The sequence below is a fragment of the Kitasatospora sp. NPDC001539 genome (assembly GCF_040298565.1).
Taxonomy (GTDB): domain Bacteria; phylum Actinomycetota; class Actinomycetes; order Streptomycetales; family Streptomycetaceae; genus Kitasatospora.
Genome location: NZ_JBEPAK010000247.1, coordinates 1 through 10,562, shown reverse-complemented (window position 1 = coordinate 10,562; position 10,562 = coordinate 1). Strand labels below are relative to the sequence as shown.

Annotated in this window: 11 protein-coding genes; 7 read left to right on the top strand and 4 right to left on the bottom strand. The window is 73.8% G+C overall.

The genetic code is table 11. The features are described 5' to 3' along the window. Positions 1-131: 131 nt before the first annotated feature. From ABT247_RS27690 to ABT247_RS27680, 3 genes are read right to left on the bottom strand one after another with little or no spacing between them, the layout of a single operon-like run. Positions 132-317 (bottom strand): hypothetical protein, encoded by a 186-nt coding sequence (locus tag ABT247_RS27690; RefSeq protein ID WP_030245889.1) that lies wholly within the window; start codon positions 315-317, stop codon positions 132-134. A 24-nt stretch (positions 318-341) separates the two neighbouring features. After that, positions 342-1,301, bottom strand: a complete 960-nt coding sequence (locus ABT247_RS27685; RefSeq protein WP_350747536.1) for a class I SAM-dependent methyltransferase — start codon at positions 1,299-1,301, stop codon at positions 342-344. Next, entirely contained in the window at positions 1,298-2,578 is a 1,281-nt protein-coding gene (locus ABT247_RS27680; RefSeq protein WP_350747533.1) for a cytochrome P450, read from the bottom strand. Before ABT247_RS27680 ends, ABT247_RS27685 begins: the two co-directional genes overlap by 4 nt. Positions 2,579-2,975: 397 nt before the next feature. On the opposite strand from ABT247_RS27680, the gene ABT247_RS27675 reads away from it, so the two are divergent. The 7 genes from ABT247_RS27675 to ABT247_RS27645 all read left to right on the top strand — a co-directional run bounded on the left by ABT247_RS27675 (position 2,976) and on the right by ABT247_RS27645 (position 9,487). Further along, complete coding sequence (locus tag ABT247_RS27675) at positions 2,976-3,344, top strand: hypothetical protein (protein ID WP_223886012.1); 369 nt, start codon at positions 2,976-2,978, stop codon at positions 3,342-3,344. Positions 3,345-3,437: 93 nt separating this feature from the next. Continuing rightward, on the top strand, positions 3,438-4,433 hold the full coding sequence (locus ABT247_RS27670; protein ID WP_350747530.1) for an ABC transporter ATP-binding protein: 996 nt from the start codon (positions 3,438-3,440) through the stop codon (positions 4,431-4,433). After that, positions 4,430-5,299, top strand: a complete 870-nt coding sequence (locus tag ABT247_RS27665; RefSeq protein WP_350747527.1) for an ABC transporter permease — start codon at positions 4,430-4,432, stop codon at positions 5,297-5,299. Before ABT247_RS27670 ends, ABT247_RS27665 begins: the two co-directional genes overlap by 4 nt. Positions 5,300-5,318: 19 nt before the next feature. Further along, positions 5,319-6,554 carry a cytochrome P450 gene (locus tag ABT247_RS27660; protein ID WP_350747525.1) on the top strand — a complete coding sequence of 412 codons (1,236 nt, stop codon included), beginning with the start codon at positions 5,319-5,321 and terminating at the stop codon, positions 6,552-6,554. Further along, positions 6,551-7,774 carry a flavin monoamine oxidase family protein gene (locus ABT247_RS27655; protein WP_350747522.1) on the top strand — a complete coding sequence of 408 codons (1,224 nt, stop codon included), beginning with the start codon at positions 6,551-6,553 and terminating at the stop codon, positions 7,772-7,774. Before ABT247_RS27660 ends, ABT247_RS27655 begins: the two co-directional genes overlap by 4 nt. Positions 7,775-7,779: 5 nt before the next feature. Further along, positions 7,780-8,721, top strand: coding sequence for a Rieske 2Fe-2S domain-containing protein (locus ABT247_RS27650; RefSeq protein WP_350747519.1), 942 nt, complete (start codon positions 7,780-7,782; stop codon positions 8,719-8,721). Beyond that, complete coding sequence (locus tag ABT247_RS27645; RefSeq protein ID WP_350747516.1) at positions 8,714-9,487, top strand: alpha/beta fold hydrolase; 774 nt, start codon at positions 8,714-8,716, stop codon at positions 9,485-9,487. Before ABT247_RS27650 ends, ABT247_RS27645 begins: the two co-directional genes overlap by 8 nt. Positions 9,488-9,605: 118 nt before the next feature. Here ABT247_RS27645 and ABT247_RS27640 read toward each other — a convergent pair whose 3' ends face one another. After that, a complete protein-coding gene (locus ABT247_RS27640) occupies positions 9,606-10,325 on the bottom strand; it encodes a G1 family glutamic endopeptidase (RefSeq protein ID WP_350747513.1) in 720 nt (239 codons plus the stop codon). Positions 10,326-10,562 lie beyond the last annotated feature (237 nt).

The following is a 10,562-nucleotide window of genomic DNA, read 5'->3' as shown; positions in this document are numbered from 1 at the left end:
ATGAACATCGCCCTCGGCCTGCCCGAGGAGCTGGGCCTTCCCGTGAACGGAGTCGCACCGTGACCACCCCGAACACCGGCGTCACCGCCGCCAGTGCGCCTCGCGCCGTAAGGGTGTCACTGCCGGAGCCGTCAGTAGCGCGGCTTCCGGGTCAGCGCCAGGCCGCCCAGCAGGAAGGCGACGCCGAGCACGCCGGCGACGACCGCGTCGGTGGTCTGGGCGGGCTTGTGACTGGCGTCCATCACGGCGGTGATCAGGCCGGCCACCGCGCTGATGTAGCAGAAGATGGTGATGAAGATCTTGACCTTGGGGTGCACGGTTCTTCCTTTCGGTGCTGCTCGTCAGTGCTGTTCTCGGACGGTTTCCTGCGGTCCGCGGCCCGCGGGTGCGGTCGCGGCGACGGTGAGGCCGAGGAGCATCACCCAGGCGTCGGGGTCCGACCGGAAGCGGTTCCAGCGGTCCGCGGCGAGGGCGAGGTCGGCCAGGGAGAGGAGGCCCCGGGCCACCAGCGGCTCCAGCCGCTGCGGGCCGAGCTGCGGGGCGAAGGCGTCGGTGGGGTGGTCGTCGTTGGTGGTGGCGAACGGGCGCAGCACGACCTGCTCGAAGCCGGCCGCGCGCAGCAGCCGGGGGAGCCGGCGGCCGATCGACCGGTCGCCGCCGTCGGCGCGCTGGGCGGCGGCCATCTTGGCGTGCACCCCGGCGAGTTCGGGGTAGGAGGGCTCGGCGGCGCCCCAGAGCGCGGAGTCGACCTCGGTGCAGGCGACCGTGCCGCCGGGGCGCAGCACCCGGCGGACCTCGGCGAGCACGGCGACCGGGTCCGGGACGTGCTGGAGGACGTAGCGGAGCAGGACGAAGTCCACGCAGGCGTCCGGCAGCGGCAGGTCGGCGCCGTCGGCGACCAGCAGGGTCACGCCGGGGCCGGCCGCGTGGGCGAGCAGGTCGCCGTCGATGTCGGCGGCGATCAGGGTGGTGCCGGCGGGCAGCGCGGCGCGCAGCCGGCGGGTCACCGCGCCCGGGCCGGCGCCGAGTTCGAGCACGGTGCCGGGCCGGGGTGCGGGGTCGGCCTGCGGCGCGGGGTCGGCCTGGGGTGCGGTGCCGGACCGGGGCACGGAGCCGGCCCGGGGTGCGGTGCCGCCGTCCGGGGTGCCGCCGGGCAGGCCGAGCTCGCGCAGGATGCGCAGCTCCTCGGGGAAGGAGAGCGCGGCCTGCGCCTCCAGCCGGTCGAGTTCGGCGGCCAGCCCGCCGCCGGTGGTGCGCGCCGGGTCGTACGAGCCGCCGAGCGGACGGACGGTGGTGGTCATCGGGGCCTCGCGATCATCGTCATGCCGTGCTTGGGGCGGAGGGTGACGAGCGCCTCGGGTTCGACCGGGAAGCCCTCGACGAGCTCCAGCCGGACCGACTGGAGCAGGGAGGCGAGCACCAGGACGGCCTCCAGCATCGCGAAGTGCTGTCCGACGCAGATCCGGTCCCCGCCGCCGAACGGCAGGTAGAGGTGGCTGGGCAGCACGGCGCCGTCGAAGCGGTCCGGGCGGTAGGCGTCCGGCTCGTCCCAGTGGTCGGGGTGGCGGTGCAGCACCCACTGGCTGACGCACACCAGGGTGCCGGACTCGACGTCGTACCCGCCGATGACGTCGGGCCCGACCGCCCGGCGGGAGATCAGCCAGACCGGCGGGTAGAGCCGCATGGCCTCCTGGACCGCCCGCCGGCAGGCCGGGAGGTCCTGGAGGTCGGCCGCGGTCGGCGGGCGGCCGCCGAGCACCCGGTCGACCTCCTCGCGGACCTTGGCCAGCTCCTCGGGGTGGCGGTCGAGCAGGTAGAGCGTCCAGGTCAGGGACTTGGCGGTGGTCTCGTGGCCGGCCATCACGATGGTCAGCACCTGGTCGCGCAGGTCGGCGTCGGAGACCAGGTGGTCGGTGGACATCATGGTGTCCAGCAGGTCGCCGCCCGCCGTGCTGCTGCCGCCCGCGCGGCGGGCGGCGATCAGCGTGCGGGTGACGGTGTCGAGGAAGACCCGGGCGCGGCCGAAGTCGGCGTAGCGGCGGGCGGTGTCGGCCGGGTCGGGGTCGGGGCTCGGTACGTAGTGGCCGATGCAGCGGTTGACGGCGTCGACGGCTCGGCCGAAGCCCTCGCCGATGCCGTCGATGTCGGCGCCGAGGATGGCGTGGGTGAGGATGCCCAGGGTCAGCGCGGTGAGGTGCTGGTCGATCTCCAGCGGGGTGCCGGCCTCGACGGACGGGCGCCAGCGCTCCAGCATCCCGGCGGTCGCGTCGGTGACGATCCGGTCGAAGGTGCGGACCGCGCTGGGGCGGAACGCGGGCGCGGTCAGGTGCCGTTGGCGGGCCCAGTCGGCGCCGTTGCTGGTCAGCAGCCCGTTGCCGAGCAGCGGACGCAGCATGGCGTCGTCCGGGGTGCCCTCCTTGGTGTAGTTGGCGCCGTTGTCCTTCAGCACGTGCCGGGCGTACTCGGGCCGGTTGAGCAGGTAGACGGTCTCGCCGTCGGCCCGGTGGCGGGTGATGTCGCCGTAGGTGCGGGCCAGGCCGGTGATGAAGTCGAGCGGCGACTCCCTCATCAGCGCCATGTCGACGTCGTCGGCTGGGCCTGGCGGGACGGTGTGCGTAGGCACGGTGCGGACCACCCCCGTGATTCCTCTCGATGCTCACCCGGGACTTCCGGAATGCGTACGCGCCCGCCGAATGCGTACGTACGCATTTCCGGTACGTATCCCGTCCGCATTCCGATGCGTATTCCGATACGTATTCTGATGCGTATTCAAGGGCGCGTGACGGCTGAAATCTACCGCACCGGCCGCATGTGCTCAATACTTAGTCCGGGCACCGGAAGTGAGGTCTTGGCGGCCAATTGCGGCCGTGTCATTCTTCATTTGTCGGCGGCGCCGGGAAGCGCCGGGCACGAGTACCGGGCACGGAGCACGGGAACCGCCGGCAAACCGGAATCCCGAGAAAAGGAACATTCTCATGGCTTTGGACCAGAGGAAGCGGGCCGAGTTCGTCAACGGCTACACCCGCGCCCTGATCAGCGCCTGGTCGAGCGAGGAGTACGCGGCCCGCCTGCGTACCGACGCCCGTGCCGCCCTCGCCGAGGCCGGCCTGGAGCTCCCGGCCGACGCCGAGATCGTCATCGTCCAGACTGCCGCCGAGGGCGAGCAGGAGGGCAACCTCGAGGTGCAGGTGGAGCTGTACGAGATCGGTCTGGCGACCGGTCGCTACGAGTTCCACATCCCGGAGACCCCGCAGATCGACACCGCCGAGCTGAGCGAGGGCGACCTGTCGGACATCGCGGCCGGTGGCAACTCCTGCTGCTGCCCGTGCTGCTGCTGCACCTGATCCAGCCGGGAAACCCGCCCGCCGGGCAAGGTGCCCGGCCGGCCGACCTGAGGACCAGGTCGGCCTGAACACCCCACCAAGGAGCGATCCACAGTGGCGACTGCCGTCGGGGACCACCCCGTCTCAGTCCGCGGCCTGCGCAAGAGCTACGGCGACTGGCACGCGGTCCAGGGTCTGGATCTGGACATCCACCAGGGTGAGGTCTTCGCCCTGCTCGGGCCGAACGGCGCGGGCAAGACGACGACCGTCGAAATCCTGGAAGGGGTCCGCCAGCGAACCGGCGGTGACGTGCGGGTCCTCGGCTGCGACCCAGCCGAGGACCGGCGTGAGTGGCGCGCCAGGATCGGGGTGGTCCCGCAGACCACCGGCGCCTACTCGGACCTGACCGTCCGTGAGGTGGTCGAGCACTTCGCGGCGTTCTACCCGAACCCGCTGCCCGTCGGCCAGGTCATCGACATGGTCGGGCTGGGCAAGCACGAGAAGAAGCAGAGCACGGACCTCTCCGGGGGCCAGGCCCGCCGACTCGACGTCGCGGTCGGCATCGTCGGCGACCCGGACCTGATCTTCCTGGACGAACCCACCACCGGGTTGGACCCGGTGGCTCGCCGGGAGGCCTGGGACCTGGTCCGCTACTTCTCCGAGCGCGGTCGCACCACCGTGCTCACCACGCACTACCTGGACGAGGCCGAGGCGCTGGCCCAGCGCGCCGCGGTGATCGTCGCCGGCCGAGTGGTCCAGTGCGGGCCGCTGGCCGAGTTCGGCGGCCGTTCGCAGACTCCGACCACGGTCTCCTTCCGGATTCCGCCGGAGCTGGCCGGCCGTCCACTGCCGTCGCTGCCAACCGGGGCCCAGCCGGCCCCGGTGGGCGCGGACGGTCTGCTCCGGATCGCCACCCACGCCCCGACCGCGCTGCTCGCGGTGCTGGTCCCGTGGGCGCACCAGGCAGGCGTCGGCGAGCTGCCCGAGCTGCGGGTGCACCGGCCGACCCTGGAGGACGTCTACCTGGACCTGATCCGGGAGAACGCCGACGGCACCGACCGCGGGGCCGACACCAGCCAGAGCATCACCCACGAGGCGGGCAAGCGATGACCCTCACCCAACCCACCGCGACCGCCGCCGGCGCCGCGACCACCGCCCCGCCCCGCCGCGCCGCCCGGATGCCCGGCATCTGGCGGGCCGGCGCGGCCCGCTCCAAGGTCGAGCTGCGGGCGTTCTTCCGGAACAAGCAGTCGCTGGTCTTCACACTGATGTTCCCGGTGATCCTGCTGGTCGTCTTCGGCTCGATCTTCTCCGGCAAGGTGGCCGGCACCGACACCGACCTCAAGCAGGTCTTCATGGCCGGCATCATCGCGGCCGGGGTGATGAGCACCGCCTTCTCCGGCCTGGCGATCAACATCGCGATCGAACGCGACACCGGTACGGTCCGCCGGCTCGCGATGACGCCGATGCCCAAGTCGGCGTACTTCGTCGGCAAGCTGGTGCGGGTCATCGTCACCACCGCCCTGGAGGCGGTGCTGCTGATCGGCATCGCGCTGGCCCTGTTCGGGCTGCCGCTGCCCAGCACCCCGGAGCGCTGGTTCACCCTCGGCTGGGACCTGGCGCTCGGCACCGTCGCCTGCGCGATGGCCGGCGCCGCCTACTCGGCGCTGATCCCCAACAGCCGGTCGGCGGCGGCGATCGTCACCCCGGTGTTCATGGTGCTGCAGTTCATCTCCGGCGTGTTCTTCCCGTTCGGCCAACTCCCGGCCTGGATGCAGACGGTGGCCGCGTTCTTCCCGGTCAAGTGGATGGCCCAGGGCTTCCGCTCGGTCTTCCTGCCGGACTCCTTCACCGCCGTGGAACCGGCCGGGAACTGGGAGCTGGGGCACATCGCGATGGTCCTCGTCGCCTGGTCGCTGGCCGGGCTGGTGCTGACCGCCTTCTCCTTCCGCTGGCGCGGACCGCGGGTCCGCTGAGACCCTCTCGGAGTTGGACATGACGACGGCGCCGGTGCGTCTGCCCGAGCACCTGATCCACCCCTTCGCCCCGGCCGGGCGGGCGAACCCCCACCCGGCGTACCGGTGGCTGCGGGCCAACGACCCGGTCCACCACGACGCCGCGTCCGGGCTCTGGCTGGTCACCGCGCACGCCGACTGCGCGACGGTGCTGCGCGACCCGCGCTTCTCCGCCGCGCAGGGCCAGCGCGAGCGCGCCCGCGACGACGCCCTGCCGCCGTCCATGCTCACCACCGACCCGCCGGACCACCACCGGCTCCGGGCCCCCGGGGCGCTGCTGCTGGGGCCGGCGGCCGTCCGCCCGCTGGCCGAGGGGCTCGCCGCCGACGTGGACGCCCTGCTCGACCGGCTGCCGCCGGGCGGCCGGGTCGACGCCGTCGCCGACCTCGGCCGACCGCTCGCCACCGCCGTGTACGCCCGGCTCTTCGGGCTGCCCGCGGGCGAACTGAAGCGGTTCGAGGCCCTCGCCCGCGCCGCCTCCGTCAACCTCGACCCGATGGTGCCGCCGGCCCGCGCCGCCCTCGGGCGCAGCGCGGCCGGCGCGCTCACCCACTACCTGGACGGGCACACCGCCCGGGTCACCGCCGCGGGCGTCCGGGTGCCGCTGACCGCGCTGGCCGCCGACGACCGGCTGAGCCGTGCCGAGATGCTCGGCATCCTCAACCTCGCGGTGATCGGCGGCTGGCAGCCGCTCGCCGAGTTCATCGGCAACGCCCTGCACCTGCTGCTGCCCGACCGCACGGCCGTCGCCTCGCTCGCCGGGGCCGACGAGGACGCCGCCCGGCTCGCGGTGGACGAGCTGCTGCGGCTGGAGGCGCCGATCCCGTTCACCGCCCGGGTCACCACCGACCGGGTCGCGCTCGACGGCGGCGTGCTGCCGCCCGGCGCGCGGGTCCTCGCGGTGCTCACCGCCGCCAACCGCGACCCGGAGGTCTTCGCCGACCCGGACGCGCTGCGCCTGGACCGCAGCCCCAACCCGCACCTGGGCTTCGGCGGCGGCCCGCACTTCTGCCTGGCCGCGCCGCTCGTGCGGCAGACCGCCGCGCTGCTGCTGCCGCGCCTGGTCGGCCGGTTCCCGGCGCTGCGCGGCCCGTCGGGTGCGCCCGACTGGGACCAGTGCCTGGTGCCGCGGCGGCTTCGGGCCTTCCCGGTCGACCTCGGGGGCCGGCCGGTCGGCGTCGGGGGACGGCCGAACGACCTCGGGGGAGAACTGTGACCGGGTACGACGTGATCGTGGTGGGCGCCGGGGCGTCCGGCCTGAACTGCGCCCGCCTGCTGTCCCGCTCGGGGCTGCGCGTCGTGGTGCTGGAGGCCAGGGAGCGGCTCGGCGGCCGGATCCACACCTTCCACCCCGCCGACGGCGGTCCGCCGCTGGAGCTCGGCGCCCAGGTGGTGCACGGGGAGCACAACCCGGTGCACGAGCTGGTCGGACCGGACCGGACGGCCGCCGTGCCGCGCCGGGTCACCGCCCGGATCGTCGAGGACGGTGCCCACCGGGAGATGGGCCTGCTGAGCTTCGGCCGCCGGGCGCCCTGGCAGCTGGAGGCCATGCTGCAGCGCGCGCCCGGCGTCACCGGCCTGTCCGTCGGCACCTGGCTGCGGGCCCACGGCAGCACCGGCCCGGAGGCCGCGGCGGCCGGCGAGTGGTTCCGGCAGAACTGGGCCGCCGAGCCGGAGGAGTTGAGCGCCGCCGGCATCGCCGGGGCGCATGCCGGGGACACGGCGGGCGAGGGCGAGTTCGCCGTCGAGGGCGGCTTCGCCCGGCTGCCCGAGCGGCTGGCCGAGGGCCTGGACGTGCGGCTCGGCGTGCCGGTCCGGGAGCTGGCGTACCGGCCCGGGCGGGTCACCGTGGAGACGGGCACCGGGACGGCCGCCGCCCGGGCCGCGGTGCTCACCGTCCCGCCCGCCGCCGTGGGCGGGATCGCCGGGCTGCCCGCCGACAAGCTGACGGCCGCCGCTCAGTTGCCGTCGGGCGACGGCTACTGCGCCGTCGTGACCCTGGACCGGCCCGCGCCCGACACGATGATCGTCTTCGACGTGGACGGCCGCAGCGGCTTCACCCGCTGCGCCGCCGGCCGACCGGAGGTGCTGCTCGTCGCCAAGGCCGGCGCCGCCGCCGAACTGCGCGCGGCCGCCGGCGACCGGGCGGGCCTGGCGGCCCTGCTGGCCACCGCGCTGCCCTGGACCGCGGACGCCGCCGTCCTCGGCCTGACCGTCGCCGACTGGGGCCGGGACCGGTACGCCGGTGGCGCGTTCACCGCACCCCGGGCCGGGCTGGAGGACGCCGCCCGGCAGTGGGCGGAGCCGGTGGACGGCACGCTGTTCTTCGCCGGCGAGGCGACCGTGACGGGCGAGCGGCTGCCCTGGGTCCACGGCGCCCTGGAGAGCGGCGAGCGCGCCGCGGAACAAGTCCTCAAGGCCCTTCGACGAACGTGAGTCCGATGTCCGTGCACCACGGCTGGTACCTGCTGGCCTTCCGCTCCGAACTGACCGACGAGATCACTCCGTTGGCGGTCGGCCCGCGCCGCCTGATCGCCGTCCGCGAGGGGGAGCGGGTCCGCGTCCTGGACGCCTCCTGCCCGCACCGCGGCGCCCACCTGGGCTACGGGGGCCGGCGCGAGGGCGACTGCGTGGTCTGCCCGTTCCACGGCAAGCGGATCGGCCTGGGCGACCCGTCCAAGCACTGGTCGGTCGCCGAGCACCGGGTGCTGGAATGGGGCGACGCGCTGTTCGTCCGGCTCTCGGACGACCCGGACGGCGACCGCGGCTTCGAGCGGGCGGTCGCCGGTTGGGCGGGCGAGTACCCCCTGGTCGCGGCCGTCAGCCTGCCGGTGGGCGTCCCGTCCGAGTACGTGGTGGAGAACGCCTTCGACCCCGACCACTTCAAGGCCGTCCACGGGGTGCCCGGAAACCAGGGGATGGCCACGCGCGTCGGGGAGGCCGGCGAACTGGTCATCGAGGGCAGGTTCCTGATGCAGACCTCGCCCTGGCAGGACGCCCGCACGCTCGAGGAGATCCGCTGGGAGGCCGTCCGCACCGGCCGCGTCCGGTGGGACTACAAGCCGCGCTTCCACGCCCAGGCGTTCAGCCCCAACGTCGTGGTCACCGAGTTCGGCCCGGAGGCGGAACGGCAGGTGATCGTCACCGGCTCGGTGCCGACGGCGGACGGCGGCTGCGTCGCCCGGGTCGCCATCGGCGTGCGGGAGGACCAGCGGGCCGCGCTGCCCGCCCTGCTCGGCGGCAGCGAGAAGGCGCTCGCCGAGGACAAGGTCGTCTGGGAGCACCTGGACCACGACATGGCGCCGCGCTACGACGCCCGGGACGAGCCGGTGCTCGCCTTCCGTTCCTTCTGCACCGACTTCTCCGGAGGGCGTCATGCCTGAGGGCCTGCACCTGCACCGCCACGGTGACGGCCCCGCCGTCCTCTGGCTCCACGGCTACACGATGGACTCCACCACCTGGCAACCGCTGTGGGACCGCCTCCCCGGCTGGACCCACATCGGCGTCGACCTGCCCGGCCACGGCGGCTCCGCCCCGCTCCCCCCGGGGCTGCCGCTCACCGCCCTGGCCGGGCAGCTGGCCGAGGTGGTGGAGGAGACCGGCGCCCGGAGGCTGGTCGGGCTCTCCTTCGGCTCCATGTCGGCCATCCAACTTGCCTGCCAGGAAACCGCGTTGGTCGACCGCCTGGTACTCGCCGCGCCCACCCTGGCCGGTACGCCCAACGAGGACTCGGCCCGCGTCCGCTACCGCCAGCTGATGATGCTGCACCGCATGGTCGGGCCCGGCGAACAGCTCGCCGACCTCTGGATGCAGTCCCCGCCCGACATCTTCACCGGCACCCGGCGCCACCCCGAACTGCGGGCCGCCCTGCGATCGGTGGTCGCCCGGCACAGCTGGGCCGAACTGGGCAACGGCGCGATGGACACCCTCACCGCCCACCGCCACACCGCGGACGACCTGCGCCGCATCACGGCACGGACACTGGTCGTCCTCGGCGACGAGGACATGCCCGCCTTCGTCCGCAACGCCGAACTGCTGCGGGACACCGTCCCCCACTGCCGCCTGGAGACGCTCGCGGAGACCGGCCACCTCCCGCTCCTGGAGCGCCCGGCCACCTGCGCCCCGCTGCTCGCCGCCCACCTGGCCTGAGACCCCGCTCGCCCAGCGGCCCGCCCCCTGAGGCCCCGCTCGCCCAGCGGCCCGCACGCCCAGCGGCCCGCCCCCTGCCGGCGCAGGGAGCGGGCCGCTTCGGCGTCGACCCGGGCGGTTACTGGTGCAGGTAGGTGTCGGTGAAGCTGGTGCCGCCGGAGCCGAGCGCACTGGTGCGGGCCTCGTAGACGCCGTTGGCGCTGGGGTCGAGGGCGACCGGGCCGTAGGAGCCGAGGGGACTGCCGTTGACGGTGGCCGACGTGAAGCTCAGGGTGCCGAACTTGGGGTAGGAGCCGGTCGGCGACTCGATGATGACCTCGGCGCTGGTCCGCTGCGCGGAGAGGGACTTGGTGGTGCTGTAGGTCCAGCCGCGCGTGGAGTCGGTCAGCTTGAGGGTGTACCGGCTGCTCCCGGCGTAGGTCACCGAGGCGGTGATGTGGTCGCCCGCGGACACCGGGTACGAGCTGAGGCTCAGGTAGACGGGGCTCGCCGGGTACATCTCGTACCAGGCCTGGTTCACCGGGCTGCCGCTGGAGCAGTCGGTCGCCACCCCGGTCTGCTCGACGGTGGAGGAGCCGTAGCCGTCGATGCCGACCCACGGGGCGTAGAGGTCGTTGGTGGAGTTGCAGACCGCGTTCGGCTCGGTCCAGGACGCCGAGACCGAGGTGAAGCCGCTGCCGGTGGCCGCGTAACCACCCCAGTTGTAGCCGTTGGTGTTGTAGCTCAGCGGGCGGAACGACAGTGCCTGAGCGGCCACCGCCGTGGTCGGTACGGCGGGCGCGGCGACGGCGGTGACCGCGGCAGCGAGGGCGGCGACGCGTATCAGGACCTTGCGCATGCTTGCTCCTTCGTGGGGGACGGGCAGGCGGCTCACACGCCGTTCGATCCGTGGGGGTGGCCGTGGCGGCGTGGCAGGAGCAGGATTGCCGACCTGTCATGATCTCAGCAAGGGGAGCGGTGAAAAGGTTGAAGAAGTAATTGCCATGCCGAGCCCAGCACTTGACGTTGCCCGCGGTGGACACCCGTTGTCGAGAAGCGCGAGGAGCGGGAAGTCGGCCGGGCCGCCAACACCCAC